The organism is Allokutzneria sp. A3M-2-11 16, from assembly GCF_024213555.1.
Taxonomy (GTDB): domain Bacteria; phylum Actinomycetota; class Actinomycetes; order Mycobacteriales; family Pseudonocardiaceae; genus Allokutzneria.
In genome coordinates, this window is sequence record NZ_JANAVO010000001.1 from 510,835 (window position 1) to 536,565 (window position 25,731).

The window sequence follows — 25,731 nt, forward strand, 5'->3', positions numbered from 1 at the left end:
GAGCGCCGCGCCTACCTGTCAGGATGTCTGAACATGCGCGTACTGATGTTGTCCTGGGAGTACCCGCCCGTTGTGGTCGGCGGACTGGGCAGACACGTCCACGCGCTGGCCAGGCAGCTCGCCGGACAGGGCCACGAGGTGGTCGTGCTGTGCCGCCAGCCCTTCGGCACCGACGCGGAGACCCACCCCACGTCCGACCAGGTCGCGGACGGTGTGCGCCTGGTCCGGGTGGCCGAGGACCCGCCGCACCTGAGCTTCGAACAGGACCTGGTCGCGTGGACCCTGGGCATCGGGCACGCCATGACCAGGGCCGGACTGCGACTGCTCGCCGAGTGGCGGCCGGACGTCGTGCACGCGCACGACTGGCTCGTCACGCACGCGGCGGTGACGTTGGCCGAAATCGCCGACGCCCCACTGATCGCGACGGTGCACGCCACCGAGGCGGGCCGCTACAACGGCTGGCTCTCCCAGCCGCTGAACCAGCAGATCCATTCCGTGGAGTGGTGGCTGGCCAACAGCGCGGACTCGTTGATCACCTGCTCGGCCGCGATGCGCGACGAGGCCGCCACCCTGTTCGAGATCGATCCGGAAGCGGTCACCGTGCTGCACAACGGGATCGAGCCGCGGCGGTGGCGCGTCCGGCCCGCCGACATCGAGGCGGCGAAGCGGCGCTTCGCCCCGGACGGCGCCCCGTTCCTGCTGTTCTTCGGGCGGCTGGAGTGGGAGAAGGGCGTGCACGACCTGCTCGCCGCGCTGCCCAGGATTCGGCGCAGTCACCCGGGGACGCGCGCCGTCATCGCGGGCAAGGGCACCGGATCGGACTGGCTGGTCGAGCAGGCGCGCAAGCACCGCGTGCTGCGCTCGGTGGAGTTCGTCGGCCACCTCTCCGACCGGGACCTCGCCGCGTCCCTGGCCGCCGCCGACGCCGTCGTGCTGCCCAGCCGCTACGAGCCCTTCGGCATCGTCGCCCTGGAGGCCGCCGCCGCCGGGGCTCCGCTCGTGGCTTCGACCGCGGGGGGTTTGGGTGAGGTTGTACTCGATGGTGTGACCGGATTGTCCTTCCCGCCCGGCGATGTCGACGTTCTGGCCGCTGGAGTGCGTGCCGTTCTCGATGATCCGGCTGCCGCTCGGCGGCGGGCCAAGGCCGCAAAGGCCCGGCTGAGCAGCGATTTCGACTGGGCGAAGATCGCTTCTGGGACCGCGGAGGTGTACGCGGCCGCGCGCAGGGGGTCGGAGAAGGTGCTGGGTCGGCCGAAAATCGCTTCAGGTAATGCTTTCGGGCGACAGTGAGGGTTGCCGGTCGCTTCGGTTCGGGCGGAGTGGTCCTCGGATGTGTTTACCGTCGCGGGCATGGCTATTTCTCTTGATTACCAAGGCGACGTGCAGGCCGGGGACTGCACCTTCGCGGTCCGCGCCCGGATCGGCGAGGCCGAGCACGTCGCGATCGAACTGACCGGAACCGACTCCGACGGGGACTCCATCGCCGCGGGCGAGCTGGTGCTGCCCGCGGACGGGCTCGCCCCCTGCGGGCAGCTGCTGTCCGAGGTGATGGAGGCGCTGTCCCGCCTGCACGATCCGCGCCGGAACCGAAAACGGGGTGCGCGGACCGCCGCGAACGCCAACGCTCCGTGGAGCCCCGACCTGGACGGGCAGCTCCGGGATCGCTGGCTGGCCGAGGGCGTGGACCCGACCTCGGGCACGGCGGTGATCGGCGAGCTGTCCGAGCGCTTCGGCCGTTCCCGCTCCTCGATCCGCGCCCGTCTCGTGAAGGTCGGCTGCGACCCGGACGTCCCGGGCCGCCGTCTGTCCTCTGTGGACGGTGATGTCGGAACGTAGCCCTCTTACTCGGTCCTTTACTCGCAGACGATGCCGTCCGAGTCGGCGTCCCGGTACCAGCCGTACTCGACGTCGACGCCCTTGTAGTACGGCCCGAACCCCTTGGACTTCGCTTCCTTGCACGTGCCGAACCGCGGATCGGTGCGCGGCGGGGGGACGGGCTTCGGCTTGGTGGTGACCACCCTGGGCGGCGTCGGCTTGGGTGCGGGCGGGACCGGAGGAGCCGGTGGGACGGGCGGTTCCGTCGTCGTGACGAAGACCGTTGTGGTTGTCGTGGCTGGGGTGGTGGTCTCCGGGACCGTCGTGATCGATGCCGTGGTGGACGTCGTGGTCGCTGTCACGGTGGCTGTCGTGGCCGGGCCGCTCGGCGGGGCACCGCAGGCGCCGATGATCAACGCGAGCGGAAGCAACAGGAAGGTGGTGCGTATGGCACCGGGTTCGGAAGTGCGCATGACGTGCTCCGGCCACTCGTCCCCGACCGTGGCACCGCCATCGGCCGATGACGGAAGGAGGTGACGGTATGTCCGATGTGGAGCGATGAGGGAGGGCTCACACCTGTCCGCAACGCGCGCGTGACCACAGGGAAACCCAGGTCAGGAGTTGTCTAGAGCCTTTTGCACGGCTTCGTCGGCCTTGCGGGCCATATCGGCGACCGCGGCCCGGCGCTCGGCGTCGGCCTCGTAGTCGGCGACGCGGTTGCGCACCACCCGGGCCGGCGCGCCGACCGCGATGGCGTAGTCGGGGATGTCGCCGCGCACCACCGCGTGCGCGCCGAGCACGCAGCCCCGGCCGACGCGGGTGCCGCGCAGCACCGTGACCTTGGTGCCCAGCCAGGTGTCCGGGCCGATGCGCACCGGGGACTTCACGATCCCCTGGTCCTTGATGGGCCGGGTGATGTCCGCGGTGACATGGTCGAAGTCGCAGATGTAGACCCAGTCGGCGACCAGCGCGGCCGCGCCCAGCTCGATGTCGAGGTAGCAGTTGACGGTGTTCTGCCTGCCGAAGACGGCCTTGTCACCGATGCGCAGCGAGCCCTCGTGGCAGCGGATGGCGTTGCCGTCGCCGATGTGCACCCAGCGGCCGATCTCCATCCGGCCGTAGCCGGGCTTGCAGTGGATCTCCACGTCGCGGCCGAGGAAGACCATGCCGCGCAGGACGATGTGCGGGTTGGCCAGCCGGAAGCGCAGCAGCCGCCAGTAGCGGACCAGGTACCAGGGCGTCCACGCCCGGTTGCGGACGACCCAGCGCAGCGAGGCGAGGGTGAGGAACCTGGCCTGCTGGGGGTCCCGCCGTCGCCCCAGGCTCCACCTGGCCCGCAACGGTGCGCCCCACATGCTGGTCATCCGCCGGTCCCCGCAATCGGTTCGTTCCACCGCGCTGTCAGCAGGCAGGATATGCGGCATGAGCCCTACAGCTGCCGCCCGGACCCCGCTCGTCATCGACACCGATCCGGGGATCGACGACGCCGTGGCCCTGCTGCTCGCCGCGAACAGCCCGGAGGTGGACCTGCTCGCGGTCACCACGGTGTTCGGCAACGTGGGGCCCGAGGTCACCACCGCCAACGCGCTCCGGGTGCTGCGGCTGGTCGGCCGCGAGGACGTCCCGGTCGCGGCCGGGGCGGACCGGCCGCTGGTGCACCCGATGCTGCACCGCGCGGAGGAGTGGCACGGCGGCGACGGGCTCGGCGGGCAGTCGGGTCTGCTGCCGGAGGCGGTGCGGGCGGCGGAGCCGATCGGCGCGGTGGAGCAGCTGGCCGCGGTGCTGCGCGGGTCGGAGCGGCCGGTGACGATCGCCGCGATCGGGCCGCTGACCAACGTCGCGCTGCTGCTGGCGTCCTTCCCGGAGCTCAAGCCCAAGATCGGCCGGGTGGTCGTGATGGGCGGCGCGCTCGCGGGCGGCAACACGACGGCCACCTCGGAGTTCAACATCTGGAGCGACCCCGAGGCCGCCCGCCGGGTGCTGGCCGAGGAGGACGTGCCGGTCACCCTCGTCCCGCTGGACCTCACGCTGCGCTGCGCGGTCGACGGCCCGTGGCTGGCCGAGCTCGCCGCGGGCGGTGTGGCCGCCTCGACGCTGGCCAAGGTGGTCGAGCACTACCGCAACCGCTACCTGGAGTTCTACGGCGAGGACAAGGTGGCGCTGCACGACGCCCTGGCCGTGCTCGAAGCGGTGGTGCCGGGCACGCTGCGCACCACGCCGATGCCCGTGGACGTGCTGTGCGACCTCGGCCCGGCGCGCGGCGCGACCATCGCCGACCGCAGGCTCAACGCCCCCGGCCGCCACATCGACGTGGCGCTCGACGCCGACCTGGACACCGTGCGGGCCGCCGTCCTCACCCGCCTCCTCGGCCGCCCCTGAAAACGCCGGGCACACGGACCGCGCTCAAGCGGCAGCAACAGCGCGACCCGTGTACCCGGCACCGGAACCGCGGCGGGAGGTGAGACCGCGACCCAAACCCACATACCCCTCCCCCGTACCCCGTTTCGTACTCTTAGCCGGATTTGGGAGCGCTCTTTTTCCTGCTATGAGTACGAAACGGGAACACGAGGGCGGTGTTAGAGAGGGAGGGAGAGGTAGGGGAAAGCGGGGCGGAGGGTGCCGGTGGCGGAGGTTGCGGAGAGGCCGAGGGGGACGGCGCGGTTGAGGACGATGGCGAACATCACCTCGGGACCGCATTCGGTCAGGCCGCGGCCGTTGCGGGTGGCGAAGCCGTAGGTCGCCGGAGTGCCGACGCGGTAGCGGAGGACGTCCGGGAAGATCGCGTCCCGGACCTGCTCGGCGTACCACTCCGGGTCCTCGGCGGCGCCGGAGGCGGCGACCGCGCGGGCCACCAGCTCGCACACGATCGGGCCGTGCACCTCGCGGTCCTGGCTGGGCTGGACGCGGTTGTAGTCGCTGGAGCGCTCCTCGTCGTCCGGGTTGAAGATCGTGTTGATCAGGGGCTGGGCGCAGCGGTTGATCTGCTGCCAGCCTCCCGCGTCGGTCGGCAGCGCGGTGACACCCCAGAACGCGATGTCGCGCACGGCGAGGACCTCGTCGGGGACCTCCAGCACGATCGCGCACACATTGGTCCCGGTGAAGAGGTTCATGGCGGGCGGGTCGGGCAGCTTGACCGGGGCGCCGGTCTGGACGGCCTGCTTGACCGCGCCGACAACGGCTCCGTTGACGTAGAACGGATCGGCGGCGGCCCCGGCCCACAGGCGGATGCCGTGTCCCGCCTCGATGTCCTGCTCGGTGGCGCCCTCCGCCAGGACCGACCCCTCGGCATCACGATCCCGCGCGGCCTCGCCGTCGAGCCTGCGCAGCACCAGCGTCTGCCCGCCGTCCGCGTCCCGCTCGCCGAAGGTGACGCGGAACGTGGTGTCCTCCACCGCGTCCCCGTCGATGTCCACCTTGAACTCGTAGAGCCCGTCGGGGTGGAACCCGTTCTCACCGGAGAGCGGGTTCACGTTCATCACGAACACGGTGCCCGTCGCGCCCCGGAACAGGTACACATCGCTGATGTCCAGCCGCGGGTCCTGGCGGGCGAGCGGCGAATCGAAGTGGTGCGACATGGTGGCTCCTCGTCAAGCGGCGTGCCGCAGACGGTAGGAGCGCCGATGCGCCGCCGACAGGTTCGATTTGCACAGCGTGCGCGCGGCGAGGTGCAGGTTTGCTGTGTCAGCTCGCCGCGTCGTGCACGCGCAGCGCCAGGACCAGGTCGTAGCGCGCGGACGGCCCGGACAGCAATGATCGTCCGAGCAGCTGCTCGACCCGGATGAGCCGCTTCCGTGTTCCGGTCACCGAAACGCCGAGCGCGGCCGCGGCGCCCTCCAGGCGGGCATCGGCGGCCAGCCACGCGCGCACTGTGTCGAGCAGGGAATCCGACTCCAGCAACGGCGCCAGCAGGGTCGACGCCCAACGCTGCACTGCCGCAGTACCAAGGACTTCGGCCAAGTCGGTTGCGCGGCGGCGAGGTCCCGGCGTGAGCAGGCGCAGCGCCAGGTGCAGCTCGGCCCGCGTGCTGAGCCGGTCCAGGTCGAGGCCGAGCACCGCGCCCGCGTGCCGGACGCGGGCGGCCAACGTGTTGCGGTGGAGCTTCAGCTGACGAGCCGCCCCGCCGTGGAAGTCCAGCCACGAGCGCAGCGTGGTCAGCAGCTCGTGGCTGTCGGGGTCCTGGGGACGCTCCGGCACGAAGTCGACTAGTGGACGCAGCACCTGGCTCGCCCAGGCGCGGCCCGCGGGGTCGAGCAGCGCGGCCAGTTCCGTGCGCCCGCTGAACGTCACGAAGGGCTCTGGTCCGTGCCTGGCCACAGCGAGCGCGTGGAAAGCCTGTTCGTAACCGGTCCCGGTTCGGCGCAGCTCGACGACATCGCTGGCGCCCGTGCGGATGTCACTGCGCACCGCCGCACGTAGCGCCAGTTCGATCGGATCGTGCTGTGCGTCTGGATCGTCGACGGGAGCGAGGATGATGAGGTGCCGCGTGTAGACGGGGCAGTGGATGATCCACGCGCGGCCGAGGCACGCCTCGTTGCAGCGGACGGCGACCTCGTCCCGCGCGTTGAGCGCGCACTCGATGACGTACACCCGCAGAAGATCGGTCAGATCTGGCCGGAGCGCCCCGGCGACCCGCCGCGCGGCACCGAGGTCGCCGACCATCAGCAAGTGCAGAACTGCTTCTCTGGCAAGGGTTTCCGCCAGCTCGACCTCGCGCAGGCGTTCCTCGGCCCGATCCAACCGCCAGCGCAGCTGCAGCAACCGCGCCGCGTCGGCGATCAGCGAGCCCGACGCACCGGCACCGTCCCGTTTCGCCTGCGCCAGCACCAGAACCGGGCCGGGCCGGTCGTCGATCAGCAGCACGCGCACCACGTGGTCGGGCGTCTCCGCCGTCGCCGAATGGCTCCGCCCCGCGGTGACGCGCGCTATCGCGTCCGAGGCTTCCCGCGGCAGCGGCGTCGCGGGGAACGCGTGCACCGTCGCACCGGCGGCGTCGAGCAGCGCGACGGAAGCGTCCAGGTCGTGCGCCAACCATTGCAGCAGGTGGCGCAGGCCGTCCTGCCTGCTCACCTCCCGCTGCATGGCTCGCAGCTGGTTCTGCGTCGGCATGGCCCCACTCTGCCAGGGGTTCCCGTGCTACGGCAGGGAGTGTGAGCAGCTCACACCCGCTCCGCGCGGCACAGGTACGCGGTTGGCGTGTCGCCGACGCGGGTGAGCACGACGGACGCCTCCTCGGGCCCGCTGATCTTCAACCGTCTGCGCAGCGCGTCCGGGTCGATGTCCAAGCCCCGCACCAGGATCTCCAACCGCCCGACGCCGCGTTCGCGCAACAGCGCGCGCAGCGTCTTCTCGTTGTACTTCCCGTGCTCCAGCACCCGGAACGCGCGAACTCCGCGAGGCGGCGCGTCCCCGGTGAGATAGGCGATTCGCGGGTCGAGCTGCCCGAGCCCGTGCCTGGCGCCGTAGTGCCGGACGAGCCCGGCCCGCACTACCGCGCCGTCCGGATCGATGATCCACTCACCGACCTCGCGCACCGGGCACGCGTCGGACTCCGCGTCGGTGATCGTCCACAGTGGACCTTCCGGGCCGAGCACCGTGGCCCGTCGAGCCACCCCGAACGTCGCGGGCGCACCGACCCACACGCACGCCTCGCGCACCTGACCGGCCAGCGAGACGACCTCGACCTCGCCCGCCCACGGAACGGCCGCGAAATCCAGTCCTGGCGCGCACTTCACCGCCATGTCCCGGCCGCGATAGGTCGCCATGAGATCGCCGAGCGGCGGGATCAAGTCCTCCGGCCGCCACTTCCGCCTACCGGTCCCGTCGCGGCGCGCGGGGTCGGCGAGCACGACGGTGCCCCGGCTCACCGGGCGCAGCGCGTCCGCGCGCAACAACCCAGCGGACGCACCGGCAACCTCGCAGTTGTGCTTGGCCATCGAGATCCGCACATCGTCCACATCGGAGCCGATGCAGCGGTCGGCGACCGCGGCGACCTCGATGAGATCCGCGCCGATCGAACACGTCACGTCGTGGACGTCGCGCCCTTCAAGGCGTCCCGCACGGTGCCGGGCCACCACAGACGCCGTGGCCTGCTGCGCGGCGTCCTCGGTCAGCAGCCACGATCCCGCACCGTCCAATTTGGACTGAGCGCGCCGCCGGAGCACGGCGGTCTCCAGTACGGCGGCGGCGAACCGCTCCCCCGCGATCCGCCGCACCGATGCCACGTCACCGAGTCGCGACGCGGGCGTGAGCGGCAGTTCCGCCGCCGCCCGCAACGCCTCTTCCCCCGCCGAGGACCGGAGAAACCCCACGTCCTCGACCGTGAACCCGTAGCCCACTAGACCGGCTTGCTGCCCGTGATGAGGACGTTGTAGAAAACGTTGCGGGGCACGACCTTCGCCAGCAGGTTCTCGTCCAGCCAGGTCAGCCGCTGCCACGTGCGGTAGGCGAACATCGCCCAGCCGAAGCCCAGCTTCTCGCGCGGGACCGCGGCCTCGAACGTCCGCACCGGCCAGCCGAACAACGCCGCGGCCAGCTCCTCGGTCACCGCGCGCACGTCCGTCGCCCCGGCCGCCCGCGCGGTGCGCTCCAGCTCGTCCGGGTCGAAGGTGTGCAGGTCCACCACGGCTTCCAGGGCGGCGGCGCGGGAGGACTCGTCCAGCTCCTCCTGCGGCCTGCGCCAGCCGTTGAGCGGCGCCAGCTTCGTCAGGTTCGTGGTGGCCCACCACGTGAGCTGACCGAGCTTGCGCGCGTAGAAGTCACCGACCTTGGTCGGCTCGCCCGCGAACACGAAGCGCCCGCCGGGCTTGAGCACCCGCAGGATCTCCTTCATCGCCGCGGGGATGTCCGGGATGTGGTGCAGCACCGCGTGCCCGATGACGAGGTCGAAGCTGTCGTCGTCGTAGGGCAGCGTCTCCGCGTCCGCGACCCGGCCGTCCACGTCGAGCCCGAGCGCTTCGGCGTTGCGCACCGCGACCTCGACCATGCCCGGCGAGAGGTCGGTGACCGAACCGCGCTTGATCACGCCGCCCTGCATCAGGTTCAGCAGGAAGAACCCCGTGCCGCAGCCGAGTTCGAGCGCGTGCTCGTAGGGCCAGTCCTGTTCACCCGCGACCGCGCGGAAGCGGCCGGTCGCGTACGAGATGCAGCGCTCGTCGTAGGAGATCGACCACTTCTCGTCGTAGGTGCCCGCTTCCCAGTCGTGGTAGAGGACATTGGCCAGCTTCGGGTCCTTCCAGGCCGCCTCCACCTCCTCCGCAGACGCGTGCGGGTTCGGCTTGGGATCACTTGCCACTGAAAGTCGCCTTCCCAGGGCCGTTCTCGATGAACGAGCGCATGCCGGACTTCTGGTCCTCGGTGGCGAACAGCGCCGCGAAGAGCTGGGTCTCCAGCCGCAGACCGGAGTTCAGGTCGCCGTCGAGGCCGATGTCCACCGCCGCCTTGGCCGCCGCGAGCGCGCGGGCGGGACCGTTGGCGAACTGCTCGGCCCAGCGGCGCGCGGCCAGGTACACGTCGTCCGGGGCGACGACCTCGTCCAGCATGCCGATGCGCAGCGCCTCGTCCGCCTTCACGAAGCGGCCGGTGTAGATCACGTCCTTGGCCTTGGCCGGGCCGATCAGCCGGGCCAGCCGCTGCGTGCCGCCCGCGCCGGGGATCACGCCGAGCAGCGTCTCCGGCTGGCCGACCTTGGCGTTGTCGCCGCCGATGCGGCGGTCGCAGGTCAGCGCCAGCTCGTAGCCGCCGCCGAGGGCGTAGCCGGTGATCGCCGCGACGGTCGGCTTCGGGATGGCCGCGACCGCGCTCAGCGAGGTGGACAGGCTGCCGCCCCAGTCCAGCATCTCGCCGTAGGTGAGGTCGGCCATCTCCTTGATGTCCGCGCCCGCGGCGAAGACCTTCTCACCGCCGTAGACGATCACCGCGCGGATGTCGGCGCGCTCGGCCGCCTCCTGGGCCGCGGCCCTGATCTCCAGGTGCAGCTGCTGGTTCAAAGCGTTCATCGGCGGACGGTCCAGCCGGATGGTGCCGATCGCGCCGTCGACCTCAAGCCTGACGAACTCGCCCACGCCGAGAACCTCCTCGCTCGCAATACCCGATCCCGGGCCGTCAGCGGCAGGCTACCGCGCGGTAGGACGCACGTCGCGCCTCCGGGTCCCCACACCGGTTCGGCGGTCTTCAAGTACCCCGAACCCCCGCCGCAGCGGTCGCAAACCGCAGCGAACCTCGACGCGCGCGCCGGGTCTGCTGCGGTTGAAGATGTTCTGAGGCGGGGTTGGTAGGACTTGAAGACGCCCCGACCACCGGGCGGAGGATCAGGCGCGGCGCCAGGCGAAGTAGCGGTCGCCGGAGCGCTGCAACGCCAGGTCCTGGCCGAAGGTCTCCGCCAGGTTCCGCTCGGTGAGCACGTCGGTGAGCAGGCCCTGCGCCACGACACCGCCCTCGCGCAGCAGCATCGCGTGGGTGAACCCGGGCGGGATCTCCTCCACGTGGTGGGTCACCAGCACCATCGCGGGCGCGTCCGGGTCCATGGCCAGCGCGGACAGCCGCATCACCAGGTCCTCGCGCCCGCCAAGGTCGAGTCCGGCCGCGGGCTCGTCCATCAGCAGCAGCTCGGGATCGGTCATCAGCGCCCGCGCGATCAGGGTGCGCTTGCGCTCGCCCTCGGACAGCGTGCCGAACGTGCGATCGCCGAGGTGGGCGATGCCCATGGCCTTGAGCAGCTCGTCGGCGCGGTCGGTGTCCATCGAGTCGTACTGCTCGCGCCACCGCCCGAGCACCGCGTAGCCGGCGCTGACCACGAGGTCGCGCACCTGCTCCTCGCCGGGGACGCGCGCGGCGAGCGCGGCCGAGCAGAAACCGATCCGCGGCCGCAGCTCGAAGACGTCGGTGCGGCCGATCTTCTCGCCGAGCACGTTGACCTGGCCGGTGGTCGGGTGCATGTCGGCGCCCGCCAGCTTCAGCAGCGTGGTCTTGCCCGCCCCATTGGGGCCCAGCACCACCCAGCGTTCGTCCAGCTCGACGCGCCAATCGACCTTTCGGAGCAGGGAGGTGCGCGCCCTTCGGACGCCGACACCGTCCATGCGCACCACTAGGTCGGTCACGTCCACCCCGTCGCCCGCGGTGGCCTGCATCGCTGCGCGCTCGGTCACGGGGCCCATTCTTGCGATCCCTCGATCCGGGCCCGCCACCGGCCCTTGATCAGCTCCGGATCGTGGATCATCTTCCCCGTGACAGCCGAGCACGAGCACCCCGTCCTGGCCGGTCGCCCGTTCCCGCTCGGGGCCCACCCCGAGGGTGGTGGCGTCCGGTTCGCCGTGGCGTCCTCCATCGCCGACGCCGTCGAGGTCTGCCTGGTCGAAGATCCGCTTGCGAGATCGAGCATCAGCACAGGCGAGGACGTCCGACTGGTCGAACGACGCGTGGAGCTGACAGAGCGCACCTTCGGCGTCTGGCACGGTTTGGTGCCCGGCGTGACCGATGGCCAGCTCTACGGCTTCCGCGTGCACGGTCCCTACGACCCGACCCGCGGGCTGCGCTGCAATCCGGCGAAGCTGCTGGTCGACCCGTACGCGCGGCGGATCAGCGGCACGCTGACCGACGTCGACGCCGCACTGGGTTATGTCGGTGATCACATGGAGTGGACGCCGTCCGCGGTGGACTCCCTCGGCAGCGTGCCGCTGTCGCGGGTGACCGCGCCCGGTGGGGCGGACACCGGGCCCGCGCCGAACGTGCCGTGGGAAGAGACGGTGATCTACGAGGTCCACGTGAAGGGCTTCACCAAGCTGCACCCCGAGGTGCCGGAGCACCAGCGCGGCACCTACCTCGGCATGGCGCACCCCGCGGTGATCGAGCACCTCCAGCGGCTGGGCGTGACCGCCGTGGAGCTGCTGCCGGTGCACTCCTTCGTCGACGAGCCCGGGCTGACCGCGCAGGGCAGGCACAACTACTGGGGCTACTCCTCGCTCGGTTTCCTCGCCCCGCACGCGGCCTACGCCAGCGAGCCCGGCCGCGAGGTCGAGGAGTTCCGCACGATGGTCGCCGCGCTGCACGCCGCGGGCATCGAGGTGCTGCTCGACGTCGTGTTCAACCACACCTGCGAGGGCGGGCTCGGCGGGCCGACGCTGAGCTTCCGCGGACTGGACGCACCCGCCTACTACCTGCACTCCGCCAACGGTGGCGGCTTCGACCTGACCGGCTGCGGCAACACCCTGGACGCGGGCTCGCCGACGGTGGTGCGGCTGGTCACCGACTCGCTGCGGTACTGGGCGAGCGAGCTGGGCGTCGACGGGTTCCGGTTCGACCTGGCCAGCGTGCTCGGGCGGCCGGGCGGCGGCGGGTTCGACCGCAACGCCGGGCTGCTCACCGCGATCACCACCGATCCGGTGCTGTCGCAGCGCAAGCTGATCGCCGAGCCGTGGGACGCGACCGGCGAGGGCTACCGGGTCGGCGACTTCGGCGTGCAGTGGGCGGAGTGGAACGGGCGCTTCCGGGACACCGTGCGCGATTTCTGGCGCTCGGCGACCGGTGTCGCGGAGTTGGCCTACCGGCTCTCCGGCTCATCCGATCTCTACGACCTCAGCGGGCGCCGTCCGTGGCAGTCGGTCAACTTCGTCACCGCGCACGACGGCTTCACGTTGCGGGACCTGGTGTCCTACAACCACAAGCACAACGAGGCCAACGGTGAGGACGGCCGCGACGGCACCGACGACAACCGCTCGTGGAACTGCGGCGTCGAGGGCGAGACCGACGATCCGGTCGTGCTGGAGCTGCGCGCGCGGCAGGCCCGCAACGTGTTCGCGACGCTCGTGCTGTCCACCGGGACACCGATGCTCACCGCGGGCGACGAGATGTGGCGGACGCAGGGCGGCAACAACAACGCCTACTGCCAGGACAACGAGACGTCCTGGGTGGACTGGGCGCCGACCGGGGCCGCCGAGGCGATGCTGACCTTCGCCAGGCGGGCGATCTCGCTGCGCGCCGAGTGCCCCGCGCTGCGCCAGGCGGAGTTCTTCGACGGCCGCGAGACCCCCAGCGGTGTCCCCGACCTGGTGTGGCTGCACGCCGACGGGCGGGAGATGACCGAGACCGACTGGTTCGACGACTCGCGGCGCACGCTGATGATGTGGATCGACGGCGAGGACTGCCGCGGCCGTTCCCGCCTCGGTGAACCGCTGGAGGACCACTCCTGGCTGCTCGTCCTGCACGCCGGGGACGAGCCCGCGCGGATCAACCTGCCCGTCGACGAGTACGGCCGCTGCTACGAGCCGGTGCTCGACACCACCCGCGCCGACGGCGTCCCCGAGGACGGGGCCCCGCTGCGCGCGGGAAGCCCGATGACGGTGCCCGCGCGGACCTTCCTGGTGCTCAAGGTCCGGGCATAGGGACTTCACTTTCGGCTGAAATGGTTCATGTCAAGCGCCCGACTTGGGCAATCTTGGAGGAATGACCAACAAGATCGTCGGCGGACTCTCCGCCGTGGCCGTCGCGGCCGGTCTCCTGCTCACCGCGGGCACCGCCGAGGCGGCCGTCGACAAGAAGTACATCGGCTCGTACTTCAGCTGGACCGACTGCGAGGCGGACGCGCAGCGGTTCCGCGGCAGCGACGGCGACGCCGAGTGCCTCTACAACTCGTTCCGCGACATGTACGACCTGTACGCCTGGAGCTTCTGAGCACGTCACGGGGCGGGCGGGCCGGAGCCATCGGGTTCCGCGCCCGCCCGTTGCCGTTCAGGCGATGACGGCCCAGGACGGCGGCAGGTGGTCGCTCAAGCTCTCGTCGTCGTGCCCGTCCAGGCGGACCACGAGATGGACCTCCATGCCGAGCGCGGCCACGTAACGGTTGACGGTGTCGATCTCCAACTGGTCGAGGTTCCCGCGTTCCATCTGGCTGATCCGGGACTGGCTGACCCGCATCAGCTCGGCGAGCCGCGCCTGCGTCAGCCCGACGCGCTCACGCAGCTCACCAAGCCGGTAACGCCGCACGCTTCACCTCCTTCCGCTTCGAACCCTTCGGCGCACTTCGAAACCCCGGGTCGAAGTTCTTTCGGATTGTCATAGCGCGAACCGCTTGGCCGATTCCCGCCAAGCGGGGTTTTCGGGCCGATCTTCACCGGATGTCGCGACAAGTTGCCAGGACCGCAAAACAGGCCACATCAGAGTTCCTGTCCAGATACCGGAATCGCTGGTCCACCCAGGTTGACCTATGGCAACATCGCCATGTGATCCGCTCGCTGCTCTGGAACAACCTGCCGCTCGACCAGGCCCGGTTGACCAGCTGTGCGTGTACAAGCACGCGGCGTGGCATGTGATCACGGAGTTCCACCGAGGATCTTTCACGGGAACGGGTATCGCACTCTGAGCTGATCCCTTCCCGCGCCGCGCCGCGTTCCGGTTCTCCCTCTTCACTTTCCTGAACCAGGAGCGCACGCATGACCGTTTCGCTGACCGTGCCGGAGATCCATCCCGCGCTGGACCAGCCGCTGCTGCGGGACTTCATCGCCCCCCGCCGTCCACTGTGGACCGCCAGCGAGCTGCTCGGGCTGACCAAGAACGTGGCCTCGGTGTTCGAGGACCAGCTCGCCGGGCTCCTGGAGTACGTGCCGGACCAGCGCTGGTGGGCGCGCCTGGCGCTGACCGAGGAGATCGAGCTGTGGCTGCTCACCTGGATGCCCGGTCAGGGCACCGAGCCGCACGACCACGGCGGCGCGTCCGGCTCGTTCACGGTGTACCGCGGTGAGCTGCGCGAGGACTACCGATATCCGACCGGTCCGGTCCGCGGCGCCGTGCGGAAGCTGGGCACGGGGGTCGGCTTCGGCCCCGGTCGCGCGCACCAGGTCCGCAACATCGGCACGGCGAACTCCGCGAGCGTGCACGCCTACTCACCGCCACTGCTGCCGACCAACGAGTACCCGAGCCTTGAGGCCTACACGGAGGCGCCGCAGTGACTGTCGACGAGTTCCTGGACGACGCGCGCGCCGAACTCGACCGCCTGGAGCCGGAGAAGGCGTTGGCGGCGCAGCGGGACGGCGCGCTGATCGTCGACATCCGCCCGCACGTCAACCGCGCCGAGGAGGGCGAGATCCCCGGGGCGCTGCCGATCGAGCGCATTCACCTGGAGTGGCGCCTCGATCCCACTGGCAGCCACCGCGTCCCCGAGGTGCGGCCGGACTCGCGGGTGATCGTGGTGTGCAACGAGGGCTACGCGTCCAGCCTGGCCGCGAGGGACCTGCACCGGATCGGCCTGCCCGGCGCGACCGACCTGGTCGGCGGCTTCCGCGCGTGGCGCGCCGCAGGGCTGCCGGTGCAACCCGGTGGCTCTCCGGCCATACCCTGAACTCCTGTAGCACTTCTGTAGCACTTCTCGTCAGAGAGGGCTACATTGGTGGCTATGACGCACACCATCGGACAGCGGGAGCTCCGCAACGAGAACGCGGAGATCATGCGCAGAGTCGAGGCCGGGGAGACCTTCACGGTCACCCGCAACGGCAAGCCCGTGGCGGACCTGGTTCCGCATCGGTCCGAATTGGTGGAACCGGCCCCTCGTCCCACCCTCGGCGCGATCCAGGAAGCCTTCCGGCGACTGGGTCCCATCGACACGGAGCAGTGGTACCGGGACCGCGCCGAGGCGGACGCGGTGTTCGGCGATGACGACCCGCTTGAAGACCCGTGGTCGCGACAGGACCAGAGGACTCGGTGAGCGCACCGCGACGCGCGCTACTGGACACGTCGGTCGTCATTGACCTGGAACGGCTTGATCTCGGCGCGTTCGCCGAGATCAGGCCCTCCGTCAGTGCGGTGACCCTCGCCGAGCTCGCCTACGGGCTCAACACGCCTGATCCGGTGGAGCGGCTGGTCCGCACCGAGCGCTACTACGCCACGCTGGACCAGTTCGAGGTGTTCCCCTTCGACATTCCGGCGGCGAAGCTGTACGGAACCCTGGCGGAGCTGGTCCGGCAGGCGGGTCGCAATCCACGGCCACGCCGACTGGACCTCCAGATCGCCGCCACCGCCGCCGCGCACTCGCTCCCGCTGCTCACCCGCAACCCGGCCGATTTCGCCGATCTCGACCGCCTGCTGGAAGTGGTCCCCCTGTAGGTCCCGCAAAACGGAGAACCGCCGGACTGCCAGTGCGGTCCGGCGGTTCTCCGGCCATTCTCTACGTCGCGAGAACGACCTTGCCCAGCTCGACCGGGGACGCGAGAAGCTCGTGCTTCGGCAGGACGCGAACCGTGTAGCCGGTCGGACCGGCGTAGGGCAGCTCCACCTCGGCGCTGTACTCGCCCGGCGACACCAGCTCCATCGGCACCGAGACCACGTCGCGCAGCTCGTCGGAGTCGTCGACCCGGCCGACGACCGCCTGCACCTCGATCTCCGTGCGGTCCAGTCCGCCGAGCTCCACGCGCGCGGTGACCGTCGCCTTGGAGCCGAGCAGAGGGGCCGCGCTGTTGCCGTTGATGGAGAAGTAGTTCTCCGTGACGCGCACCCCGGACCACGCGGCCTCGAGCCGTGCGCGGTAGGAGGCCAGCTCCTTCGCACCGTTGTAGGCGTACTCACCGACCGCGGTGGCCGAGCGGGCAGCCGGGGCGTAGAGCGTGTCGACGTACTCCTTGACCATGCGGGAGGCCTGCACCTGCGGGCCGAGCGAGGCCAGCGTGTGCCGGACCTTGCCCATCCAGCGGCTCGGCACGCCGTCCTCGCCGCGGTCGTAGAACATCGGCGCGACCTGGGTGCTGATCAGCTCGTAGAGCGCCGTCGCCTCCAGGTCGTCCCGGCGGTTCGGGTCGACGACGCCGTCCGCGGTCGGGATCGCCCAGCCGTTGTCGCCGTCGAACAGCTCGTCCCACCAGCCGTCCTTGATGGACAGGTTGAGGCCGCCGTTGAGCGCCGACTTCATGCCGGAGGTGCCGCACGCCTCCAACGGCCGCAGCGGGTTGTTCAGCCAGACGTCGCAGCCCCAGTACAGGTACTTCGCCATCGACATGCCGTAGTCGGGCAGGAAGACGATGCGGTGGCGCACCTCGGGGTCGTCGGCGAACCGGACGATCTGCTGGATCAGCGCCTTGCCGCCGTCGTCGGCCGGGTGCGACTTGCCCGCGACCACCAGCTGCACTGGGCGCTCCGGGTCCAGCAGCAGCGCGCGCAGCCGCTCCGGATCGCGCAGCATCAGCGTGAGCCGCTTGTATGTCGGCACCCGCCGGGCGAAGCCGATGGTCAGCACACCCGGGTCGAAGACCGAGTCGGTCCAGCCCAGCTCCAGGTTGGAGGCGCCGCGCTGCACCCAGGACGCGCGCAGCCTGCGGCGGATCTCCTGGACGAGGCGTCCGCGCAGCTCCCCGCGCAGCTCCCACAGGCCCGCGTCGGTGACCGGCTCGAAGCCGTGGATGCCGACGCCCTTGTCGACGAGGTCCGGGTCGGACTCGCCGAGCAGCCTGCTCATCTCGGTGGCCGCCCAGGTCGGGCCGTGCACGCCGTTGGTGACCGAGCCGATCGGCACCTCGGTGACGTCGAAGTCCTGCCAGAGGCTGCGGAACATCTCCCGGCTGACCCGGCCGTGCAGCCGCGAGACGCCGTTCGCGCGCTGCCCCAGGCGCAGTCCCATGTGCGCCATGTTGAACAGGCCCGGGTTCTCCTCGGCGCCGAGCGCGATCACGCGGTCGACCGGGACACCGGGCAGCAGGCCGTCTCCGCCCGCACCGAAGTAGTGCCGCACCAGCTCCACCGGGAAGCGGTCGATGCCCGCGGGAACGGGGGTGTGCGTGGTGAACACGGTGCCCGCGCGGACGGTCGACAGCGCCTGGTCGAAGTCGAGGTCACCGGAGGCGACGTACTCGCGGATGCGTTCGAGGCCGAGGAAGCCCGCGTGGCCCTCGTTGGTGTGGAAGATGTCCGGCTGCGCGTGGCCGGTCAGCTCGCAGAACACCCGCACGGCGCGGACGCCGCCGATCCCGGCCAGGATCTCCTGGCGGATGCGGTGGTTCTGGTCGCCGCCGTAGAGCCGGTCGGTGACGCCGCGCAGGTCCTCGTCGTTCTCCTCGACGTCGGAGTCCAGCAGCAGCAACGGAACCCGGCCGACCTGCGCCTTCCACACGCGGGCGCGCAGCACCCGGTCGTCCGGCATGGCCACGTGCACCAGGATCGGCGCGCCGGAGGGCTCGGTCAGCGGCTCCAGCGGCAGGGCGCGCGGGTCGAGCACCGGGTAGTGCTCGATCTGCCAGCCGTCGTGCGACAGCGACTGGCGGAAGTAGCCGGAGCGGTAGAGCAGGCCGACGCCGATCAGCGGGACGCCCAGGTCGGAGGCGGCCTTGAGGTGGTCGCCCGCGAGCACGCCGAGGCCACCGGAGTAGTTGGGCAGCGCCTCGGTGACGCCGAACTCCATCGAGAAGTAGGCGATCGAGGACGGCATGCCCTCGGTCTCCTCCTGGCGCCGCTGGTACCAGCGGCCGGAGTCGAGGTAGCGGTCGAGGTCGTCGGCGATGGCCGCGGTCCGCACGAGGAAGCCCTCGTCGGCCGCGAGCTGCTGGAGTCGGTCCGGTGCGACCTCGGCGAGCAGCCGCAGCGGATCGCCGTCCAGGCGTTCCCACGCCTGGGGATCCACCGAGGCGAAGAGGTCCTGGGTCGGCTGGTGCCACGCCCAGCGGAGGTTGGTCGCCAACCGGCCGAGAGCCGCCAACGGCTCCGGCAGACTGGCACGGACGGTGAACCGGCGCAGTGCTCTCACGCGACCGAACTGTACTTCGCCCCCCGCCCCCGTTGGCAAGATTCCCAGCGAAGCCTGCAAAACGTTGCAGCCGCGGTGTTCGTTCCTCGCGGGGTTCGCCGGTCTTCAAGTACCCCCTACCCCCGCCTCCGCCGTCTTCAACCGCCCCCAACCCCGGAGCCGCCGGAGGGTTGGGGGTGGTTGAAGACCGCTGGGAGGTGGGTTCGCTGTACTTGAAGACCGGCCGACCACCGGGCCGAGGATGGGGGGGGCGCGGGGGGTGGTGGTTTTCCGGGATGGAAAGGTTTCGGCGGGGTCGGCCGGACGGACTCCGCCGTTCGGGTCGAAGCGCGCGCCCGGATTGGACTACGTCTAGGTAACCCGCATCATGGTGCGTGAACGCGGTGATCTCCGGGCACCCCCACTTCGGGCCACCTCCGCCCTGGGGTCGGCTGACTGGATCGAATCAGGCACACTTGCGCCAGGGCACTGACAATCGGACCTGACTACTGCGAGAGGGCGTTGCCGGTGAGCGGTCGGCTCGGTATCGACGATGTCTCCCCAGTCATCTCCTGCGGACGCGATCCGGCGAAAGCCGTTGTGGGGGAACACATCCCGATCCAAGCCACCGTCTGGCGGGAGGGTCACGACGCGGTCGCGGCGACCGTCGCGTGGCGCGGACCGGAAGACCGGGTCGCCCGGCAGACCCGGATGACCCACCTCGGCGGCGGGCTGGACGACTACACCGCCGCGATCGCCCCGGACCACCCCGGCCTGTGGACCTTCCGCGTGGACGCGTGGTCGGACCCGTGGGCGACCTGGCTGCACGCCATCGAGGTCAAGGTGGCCGCCGGGCAGGGCGCCGCGGAGCTGGCCAACGACCTGGAGACCGGCGCGCGGCTGGTGGACCGCGTCTCGCGCAGGCCCGACCGCCGCCACGACCGCGAGCTGCTGACGATCGCCGCCGAGTCACTTCGCGACACCGACCGCCCCGTGGCGGAAAGGATCGCGGTCGCGCTGTCGGAGCCGGTGCGCCGGATCATGCACCAGTACCCTGTGCGCGAACTGGTCACCAAGGGCAAGCCGCAGCGCGTGTGGGTCGATCGCGAGCGCGCGCGGTTCAGCGCCTGGTACGAGCTCTTCCCGCGCTCCACCGGAGGCGTGGACGCCGAGGGCAACCCCGTGCACGGCACCTTCGCCACCGCGTCGAAGGCGTTGGACCGGGTCGCCGCGATGAGCTTCGACGTGGTCTACCTGCCGCCGATCCACCCCATCGGCCGGGAGAACCGCAAGGGGCGCAACAACACCCTGACCCCGGGGCCGACCGACGTCGGCTCGCCGTGGGCGATCGGCGCGGCCGAGGGCGGTCATGACGCCATCCACCCGGACCTGGGCACGATGGAGGACTTCAAGGGCTTCGTCGCGCGCGCAGGCGAGCTCGGCATGGAGGTCGCGCTGGACTTCGCGCTCCAGTGCGCGCCGGACCACCCGTGGGTCGCCGAGCACCCGGAGTGGTTCACGGTGCTGCCCGACGGCACGATCGCCTACGCGGAGAACCCGCCTAAGAAGTACCAGGACATCTACCCGCTGAACTTCGACAGGGACCCCGAAGGGCTCTACGCGGAGACGCTGCGCGTGGTGCTGCACTGGGCCGAGGCGGGCGTGCGGATCTTCCGAGTCGACAACCCGCACACCAAGCCACCGGACTTCTGGAACTGGCTGATCTGGAAGGTCAAGGAGACCCATCCGGACGTGCTGTTCCTGTCCGAGGCGTTCACCCGTCCCGCGCGGATGTTCGGCTTGGCCAAGCGCGGTTTCACGCAGTACTACACGTACTTCACGTGGCGCACTTACAAGCAGGAGATCATCGAGTTCGGCAACGAGCTGGTCGCGCACGCCGACGACGGCACGCCGAACCTGTTCGTCAACACGCCGGACATCCTGCACGCGTCGCTGCAGCACGGCGGGCCCGGCATGTTCGCGGTGCGCGCCGCGCTCGCCGCGACGTTGTCGCCGAGCTGGGGCGTGTACTCCGGCTACGAGCTGTTCGAGCACCAAGCGGTGCGCGAGGGCAGCGAGGAGTACCTCGACTCGGAGAAGTACGAGCTGCGCCCGAGGGACTTCGACGCCGCGCTGCGCGAGGGCCGCTCGCTGGAGCCGTGGCTGCGCAAGCTCAACGAGGTCCGCCGCGCGCGCCCCGCGCTGAGCAGGCTGCGCACGCTGCGCTTCCACCACGTCGACAACGACGCGCTGATCGCCTACTCGAAAACCGATCCGGCCACCGGCGACATCGTCGTGGTCGTGGTGAACCTCGATCCGAACAACGGCCAGGAAGGCACGTTGTGGTTGGACCTACCCCTGCTGGGTATGGACTGGCAGGAGCGGTTCACCGGACGCGACGAGGTCACCGGGGAGACATGGGACTGGGGTCAGGCGAATTTCGTGAGGCTGGAGCCACACCGCGCGGTGGCCCACATCGTGGCGGTCGAACGACGCTAGGGGGTCAGATGTCCGGCTCTGCTGGAGAAGTCAAACCCGATGCGGCACTTGGCCTTGAGGGCATACCGCACACGGGCGAGGGCGTGACCTCCGACGGGCACCTCATAGAACCGCAGGCGGAAGACTTCCGGCACGCGCGCCAGGCCCCCGAGGACGCGGACTGGTTCAAGCGCGCGGTGTTCTACGAGGTGCTGGTGCGCGCGTTCGCCGACTCCAGCAGCGACGGCACCGGCGACCTGCGCGGGCTCGCGTCGCGGATGGACTACCTCCAGTGGCTCGGCGTGGACTGCCTGTGGCTGCCGCCGTTCTACGCGTCGCCGCTGCGCGACGGCGGGTACGACATCAGCGACTTCCGAGCCGTGCTGCCGGACTTCGGCACCGTTGACGACTTCGTCTACGTGCTGGACGAGGCGCACCGGCGCGGTATCCGCGTGATCACCGACCTGGTGCTCAACCACACCTCGGACGCGCACCCGTGGTTCCAGGCCTCGCGCAGCGACCCCGATGGCCCCTACGGCGACTTCTACGTGTGGGGCGACGACGACCAGAAGTACCCGGACGCGCGGATCATCTTCGTCGACACCGAATCGTCGAACTGGACCTACGACCCCGTGCGCGGGCAGTTCTACTGGCACCGCTTCTTCTCCCACCAGCCGGACCTCAACTACGAGAACCCCGAGGTCCAGGAGGCGATGCTGGACGTGCTCCGGTTCTGGCTGGACCTGGGCATCGACGGGTTCCGGCTGGACGCGGTGCCGTACCTGTTCGAGCAGGAGGGCACCAACTGCGAGAACCTGCCGCACACGCACGAGTTCCTGAAGAAGTGCCGCAAGGTCGTCGACGACGAGTTCCCCGGCCGCGTGCTGCTGGCCGAGGCCAACCAGTGGCCGTCGGACGTGGTGGCCTACTTCGGCGATCCCGAGGTCGGCGGCGACGAGTGCCACATGGCCTTCCACTTCCCGTTGATGCCGCGGTTGTTCATGGCGGTGCGGCGGGAGAACCGCTTCCCCATCTCGGAGATCCTGGCGCAGACGCCCGCGATCCCGGCGGGCTGCCAGTGGGGCATCTTCCTCCGCAACCACGACGAGCTCACGTTGGAGATGGTCACCGACGACGAGCGCGACTACATGTACGCGGAGTACGCCAAGGACCCTCGGATGAAGGCCAACATCGGCATCCGCAGGCGCCTGGCCCCGCTGCTGGACAACGACCGCAACCAGCAGGAGCTGTTCAACGCCATGTTGTTGTCGCTGCCGGGTTCGCCGGTGCTCTACTACGGCGACGAGATCGGCATGGGCGACAACATCTGGCTCGGTGACCGGGACGGCGTGCGCACGCCGATGCAGTGGACCCCCGACCGCAACGCGGGTTTCTCCAGCTGCGACCCGAACCGGATCTACCTGCCGGTCAACGCCGACCCGGTGTACGGCTACCAGGCCGTCAACGTCGAGGCGCACCTGAACAACAACTCCTCGCTGCTGCACTGGACCCGCCGGATGATCGAGGTGCGCAAGCAGCACCCCGCGTTCGGGCTCGGTGACTTCACCGAACTGGGCTCGTCCAACCCGAGCATCCTGGCCTACATCCGCACCTACTCCGCGGACGGCGCCGCCGACACCGTGGTGTGCGTCAACAACCTGTCGCGGTTCCCACAACCGGTAGAGCTGCACCTCGGCGAGTTCGAGGGCTGCGTGCCGGTGGAGCTGACGGGCGGCGTGCGCTTCCCCGCGATCGGTGAGCTGCCGTACCTGCTGACGTTGCCGGGCCACGGTTTCTACTGGTTCCAGTTGACCGCCGCCACTGACGAGGGAGAGGCTCCGTGACCTCCTCACCGACCGAGGTGATCACCGAACTCGCCGACGCGCTGCGGGAGTGGCTGCCGACCCAGCGCTGGTTCGCGGGCAAGGACCGCCCGGTCGAATCCGTGCGCCCGGTCCACGCAGTGTCCCTTGTGGACGGTGATCCCGCGCTCCTGCACTCGGTGATCGAAGTGCGCCAGAACGGCAGCGCCGACCGCTACCAGCTGCTGCTGGGCCTGCGGGCGGACCTGCCGGAGCACCTCGGGCACGCCTGGATCGGCACGCGGGCGCAGCTCGCCTGCTACGACGCCACCCAGGACACCGAGCTGACCGGGCTGCTGCTCGACCTCATCGCGCGCGGGGAAACCCATGCCGGGCTGGACTTCCAGCACGAGCCCGGGGCGGAGCTGGAGATCGCACTGAGGAGCAGGCCGGTCGGCGCCGAGCAGTCCAACACCTCACTGGTCTACGGCCACCACTACATCCTCAAGCTGTTCCGCAAGCTGGTGACGGGCACCAACCCCGACCTCACGCTGCACCGCGCGCTGCGGACGCAGCGGTGCGAGCACATCGCGGAACCGCTCGGCGCGATCCAGGGCTCCCTGAACGGCGAAGAGGTCACTTTCGGGATGCTGCAACGCTTCCTGCCCGACGCCGCGGACGGCTGGGCGATGGCGACGGCGAGCGTCCGGGACCTGATGGCCGAGGGCGATCTGCACCCCGACGAGGTCGGCGGCGACTTCGCGGGCGAGGCGCGCAGGCTCGGCCAGGCCGTCGCCGAGGTGCACGCCGACCTGGCCGCGGCACTGGGCAGCGGTTCCGAGGGCAGCGACCTGCTCGACCGCACGGTGGACGCGATGCAGCGGCGGCTGGACGCGGTGCTCGCCTCCGTGCCGGAGCTCGGCGCGCACGAGGCCGGGCTGCGCTCGGCGTTCGACGCCGCCCGCGAGCTGAGCGAACCCATTGCGGTGCAACACATCCACGGTGATCTTCACCTGGGCCAGGTGCTGCGGACGGTGCTCGGGTGGGTGCTGATCGACTTCGAGGGTGAGCCCGCGGCGCCCGCGGCGGAACGGCTTTCGCTGCGCTCACCGCTGCGGGACGTCGCGGGCATGCTGCGGTCGTTCGACTACGCCGCGCACCAGCTGCTCGTCGGCCACCCCGGCGGCTCCGGCGCCGAGGACCAGCTCACCGTGCGCGCGCTGGAGTGGGCTCGGCGCAACCGCGACGCGTTCTGCGACGGCTACGCGGAGAAGGCCGAGGACCCGCGCGAGCACGCGGTGCTGCTCCGGGCGCTGGAGCTGGACAAGGCCGTGTACGAGGTGGCCTACGAACACGGGAACCGGCCGGAATGGCTCGCGGTGCCGTTGTCGTCGATCGCGCGCATCACCGGCTCGTGAATGTTTCTCCAACTCTCAGAATTACCTCAAGTCCCGGCAACAATTGGAGGCCCCACCACGCCGCTCGTTCGCACTGATGATACAAACCGATGCGAAACGAATGGGTCGACAAGGATATTTCGGAGCAGGCCGAAATGAAGGTCGACCAGCGGAGGAAGACATGCCCGGAAAGCTGCGCGCCGCCGCGTGCGCCCTGGCGCTGAGCACCGCGGCCAGCACCCTGATGGCGCCCGAGGCGTCGGCCGGGGAACATTCCCTGTCCGGTTCGTGCAAGGTCAGCGCCTACGTTCTCGCCGAGTTCGAGGTGCGGTACGACACCAAGCGCGACGGCACGGACATCCTTTGGTACTGGTGGGACATCAAGGGCAGCGACGGCAACAAGAACAACGTCGAGTTCTGGCTCAAGCGGGTGGGCGACGACAAGACCATCGACCACTGGAAGTCGGGGGACAACGTCAAGAAGGGCCGCAGCAAGATCACGCCCAACTCGACCGACAAGCACACGAAAACCATCAAGAAGAAAAGCAAGCGGTACTACTACGACCTGAAGATCAAGGTTGACTTCGACATCCGTGACAGCGGTGACCCCCGCTGCACCACCACCCAGGGATCGATCGCCGTCTGAGCCCGCCGCAGCACCGCCCCGGAGCCTCAATGTCATCCACAATGACCAGAATCCGCCGCACGGCAACAGCCGCGGCTCTCGCGATCCTCGCCACGGCCTCTGTGCCGACCATCGCCCAAGCCGCCGAGAACTACCTGTACAACGAGTGCGAGGCGACGCAGACGGCGGGCGACAAGGGCGATCGCTCTGGCAAGATCTCAAGCCCCAGCCCAGGAAGATCGCGTCCGATGACACGGACAAGCGCGTGAGGTGGCCCGTGGAGGGCACGACCGTCTACGTGAAGGCCACGTTCATCTTCGACGATCGCGGCGTCGCCGACGTCTCCTGCACTGCTGTGACCGGCAGCGTCAAGGTCTAGCCAGCCGGTTCGCGGCGAGGCGGACGCCGAGCGCGCCGCGATCCTCGCCCGGCGCACGACCGGATTATCGATTCCGGACTGGGTTCAGCACAGCTCGATGCGCTTGAAGTCCGCGGTCCTGGCCACCTTGAAGCCGCGCGAGTCATCGCCCGGCTTCAAGGTCAGGCACGGACCGACAGCGCTGCTGAACACCGCGAACGCCTTGTACGTCTTCCTCGCGCAGTTGCTGTGCAGGTGGTACGTCTGGGTGACCCAGCCCACCGGCTCCGCGGTGATGAAGATGCACGAGGGCGCGTTCGCCGCGAGCGCGGTCCCGGCCGTGACCACCGGGGCCACCGCGGCGGCGCCGACCACGGCCGCGGTGACGGCGGCGCGTCGCATCAGGGAGGTCATCGTCATGATCCTTTCGTCTTGCAAGGGTGCGGTTGCCACCGCAGCCTCTCCCGAACACCAAGATCAATGCTGACTTTTCGGTCCTGGCCGATGACGCGCGCCGCCCTAAGATGACCGTGCACCGGCGGCACACTGATTACGACTCCTAGCGA

At 70.1% G+C, this 25,731-nt stretch carries 24 protein-coding genes; 13 read left to right on the plus strand and 11 right to left on the minus strand.

The window, feature by feature from the left end; all coding sequences use genetic code 11:
- Positions 1 to 33 precede the first annotated feature (33 nt).
- A complete protein-coding gene (locus NLX83_RS02590; protein WP_254233247.1) occupies positions 34 to 1,290 on the plus strand; it encodes a glycosyltransferase family 4 protein in 1,257 nt (418 codons plus the stop codon).
- A gap of 60 nt (positions 1,291 to 1,350) precedes the next feature.
- The gene (locus NLX83_RS02595) at positions 1,351 to 1,836 is read left to right on the plus strand and encodes a hypothetical protein (protein ID WP_254233248.1); all 486 of its coding nucleotides are present in this window, start codon (positions 1,351 to 1,353) and stop codon (positions 1,834 to 1,836) included.
- A gap of 17 nt (positions 1,837 to 1,853) precedes the next feature.
- Here the strand turns inward: NLX83_RS02595 and NLX83_RS02600 are convergent, their stop codons facing one another.
- The gene (locus NLX83_RS02600) at positions 1,854 to 2,288 is read right to left on the minus strand and encodes an excalibur calcium-binding domain-containing protein (protein ID WP_254233249.1); all 435 of its coding nucleotides are present in this window, start codon (positions 2,286 to 2,288) and stop codon (positions 1,854 to 1,856) included.
- 141 nt (positions 2,289 to 2,429) lie between these two features.
- Positions 2,430 to 3,179 carry an acyltransferase gene (locus tag NLX83_RS02605; protein WP_254233250.1) on the minus strand — a complete coding sequence of 250 codons (750 nt, stop codon included), beginning with the start codon at positions 3,177 to 3,179 and terminating at the stop codon, positions 2,430 to 2,432.
- Between the two features lie 58 nt (positions 3,180 to 3,237).
- On the opposite strand from NLX83_RS02605, the gene NLX83_RS02610 reads away from it, so the two are divergent.
- Complete coding sequence (locus NLX83_RS02610) at positions 3,238 to 4,194, plus strand: nucleoside hydrolase (RefSeq protein WP_254233251.1); 957 nt, start codon at positions 3,238 to 3,240, stop codon at positions 4,192 to 4,194.
- Between the two features lie 197 nt (positions 4,195 to 4,391).
- Here the strand turns inward: NLX83_RS02610 and NLX83_RS02615 are convergent, their stop codons facing one another.
- The 6 genes from NLX83_RS02615 to NLX83_RS02640 form a co-directional block, all read right to left on the minus strand.
- Complete coding sequence (locus NLX83_RS02615; protein WP_254233252.1) at positions 4,392 to 5,390, minus strand: DUF4331 family protein; 999 nt, start codon at positions 5,388 to 5,390, stop codon at positions 4,392 to 4,394.
- Between the two features lie 106 nt (positions 5,391 to 5,496).
- Entirely contained in the window at positions 5,497 to 6,921 is a 1,425-nt protein-coding gene (locus tag NLX83_RS02620) for a helix-turn-helix domain-containing protein (protein WP_254233253.1), read from the minus strand.
- 50 nt (positions 6,922 to 6,971) lie between these two features.
- Positions 6,972 to 8,150, minus strand: coding sequence for a class I SAM-dependent methyltransferase (locus NLX83_RS02625; protein WP_254233254.1), 1,179 nt, complete (start codon positions 8,148 to 8,150; stop codon positions 6,972 to 6,974).
- Positions 8,150 to 9,106, minus strand: a complete 957-nt coding sequence (locus NLX83_RS02630; RefSeq protein WP_254233255.1) for a class I SAM-dependent methyltransferase — start codon at positions 9,104 to 9,106, stop codon at positions 8,150 to 8,152. The genes NLX83_RS02625 and NLX83_RS02630 overlap by 1 nt, the downstream gene beginning before the upstream one ends.
- Entirely contained in the window at positions 9,096 to 9,875 is a 780-nt protein-coding gene (locus tag NLX83_RS02635) for an enoyl-CoA hydratase/isomerase family protein (RefSeq protein ID WP_254233256.1), read from the minus strand. Before NLX83_RS02635 ends, NLX83_RS02630 begins: the two co-directional genes overlap by 11 nt.
- A 246-nt stretch (positions 9,876 to 10,121) precedes the next feature.
- Positions 10,122 to 10,940, minus strand: coding sequence for an ABC transporter ATP-binding protein (locus tag NLX83_RS02640; protein ID WP_374118757.1), 819 nt, complete (start codon positions 10,938 to 10,940; stop codon positions 10,122 to 10,124).
- A gap of 96 nt (positions 10,941 to 11,036) precedes the next feature.
- Between NLX83_RS02640 and glgX the strand changes: the two genes are divergently transcribed.
- A complete protein-coding gene (gene glgX / locus NLX83_RS02645) occupies positions 11,037 to 13,190 on the plus strand; it encodes a glycogen debranching protein GlgX (RefSeq protein WP_254233258.1) in 2,154 nt (717 codons plus the stop codon).
- Positions 13,191 to 13,251: 61 nt separating this feature from the next.
- Positions 13,252 to 13,479, plus strand: coding sequence for a hypothetical protein (locus tag NLX83_RS02650; protein WP_254233259.1), 228 nt, complete (start codon positions 13,252 to 13,254; stop codon positions 13,477 to 13,479).
- Between the two features lie 57 nt (positions 13,480 to 13,536).
- On the opposite strand, the gene NLX83_RS02655 is transcribed toward NLX83_RS02650, so the two are convergent.
- On the minus strand, positions 13,537 to 13,791 hold the full coding sequence (locus NLX83_RS02655; RefSeq protein WP_254233260.1) for a helix-turn-helix domain-containing protein: 255 nt from the start codon (positions 13,789 to 13,791) through the stop codon (positions 13,537 to 13,539).
- A gap of 446 nt (positions 13,792 to 14,237) precedes the next feature.
- On the opposite strand from NLX83_RS02655, the gene NLX83_RS02660 reads away from it, so the two are divergent.
- The 4 genes from NLX83_RS02660 to NLX83_RS02675 are packed head-to-tail and all read left to right on the plus strand — an operon-like array spanning position 14,238 to position 15,903.
- Positions 14,238 to 14,753 (plus strand): cysteine dioxygenase, encoded by a 516-nt coding sequence (locus tag NLX83_RS02660; protein WP_254233261.1) that lies wholly within the window; start codon positions 14,238 to 14,240, stop codon positions 14,751 to 14,753.
- Positions 14,750 to 15,142: a rhodanese-like domain-containing protein gene (locus tag NLX83_RS02665; RefSeq protein ID WP_254233262.1), complete on the plus strand. Its 393-nt coding sequence runs from the start codon at positions 14,750 to 14,752 to the stop codon at positions 15,140 to 15,142. The genes NLX83_RS02660 and NLX83_RS02665 overlap by 4 nt, the downstream gene beginning before the upstream one ends.
- 54 nt (positions 15,143 to 15,196) lie before the next feature.
- Positions 15,197 to 15,505 (plus strand): type II toxin-antitoxin system Phd/YefM family antitoxin, encoded by a 309-nt coding sequence (locus NLX83_RS02670; RefSeq protein WP_254233263.1) that lies wholly within the window; start codon positions 15,197 to 15,199, stop codon positions 15,503 to 15,505.
- Positions 15,502 to 15,903: a type II toxin-antitoxin system VapC family toxin gene (locus NLX83_RS02675; protein WP_254233264.1), complete on the plus strand. Its 402-nt coding sequence runs from the start codon at positions 15,502 to 15,504 to the stop codon at positions 15,901 to 15,903. The genes NLX83_RS02670 and NLX83_RS02675 overlap by 4 nt, the downstream gene beginning before the upstream one ends.
- A 61-nt stretch (positions 15,904 to 15,964) precedes the next feature.
- Here NLX83_RS02675 and glgP read toward each other — a convergent pair whose 3' ends face one another.
- Positions 15,965 to 18,526, minus strand: a complete 2,562-nt coding sequence (gene glgP, locus NLX83_RS02680) for an alpha-glucan family phosphorylase (protein WP_254233265.1) — start codon at positions 18,524 to 18,526, stop codon at positions 15,965 to 15,967.
- 507 nt (positions 18,527 to 19,033) lie between these two features.
- Between glgP and NLX83_RS02685 the strand changes: the two genes are divergently transcribed.
- The 4 genes from NLX83_RS02685 (at position 19,034) to NLX83_RS02700 (ending at position 24,828) form a co-directional block, all read left to right on the plus strand.
- Complete coding sequence (locus NLX83_RS02685; protein ID WP_254233266.1) at positions 19,034 to 21,004, plus strand: alpha-1,4-glucan--maltose-1-phosphate maltosyltransferase; 1,971 nt, start codon at positions 19,034 to 19,036, stop codon at positions 21,002 to 21,004.
- 8 nt (positions 21,005 to 21,012) lie between these two features.
- Positions 21,013 to 22,827, plus strand: a complete 1,815-nt coding sequence (gene treS / locus NLX83_RS02690) for a maltose alpha-D-glucosyltransferase (RefSeq protein WP_254233267.1) — start codon at positions 21,013 to 21,015, stop codon at positions 22,825 to 22,827.
- The gene (locus NLX83_RS02695; RefSeq protein ID WP_254233268.1) at positions 22,824 to 24,203 is read left to right on the plus strand and encodes a maltokinase N-terminal cap-like domain-containing protein; all 1,380 of its coding nucleotides are present in this window, start codon (positions 22,824 to 22,826) and stop codon (positions 24,201 to 24,203) included. The genes treS and NLX83_RS02695 overlap by 4 nt, the downstream gene beginning before the upstream one ends.
- A 160-nt stretch (positions 24,204 to 24,363) precedes the next feature.
- On the plus strand, positions 24,364 to 24,828 hold the full coding sequence (locus NLX83_RS02700) for a hypothetical protein (protein WP_254233269.1): 465 nt from the start codon (positions 24,364 to 24,366) through the stop codon (positions 24,826 to 24,828).
- A 442-nt stretch (positions 24,829 to 25,270) separates the two neighbouring features.
- On the opposite strand, the gene NLX83_RS02705 is transcribed toward NLX83_RS02700, so the two are convergent.
- Positions 25,271 to 25,579 carry a hypothetical protein gene (locus NLX83_RS02705; protein WP_254233270.1) on the minus strand — a complete coding sequence of 103 codons (309 nt, stop codon included), beginning with the start codon at positions 25,577 to 25,579 and terminating at the stop codon, positions 25,271 to 25,273.
- Positions 25,580 to 25,731 lie beyond the last annotated feature (152 nt).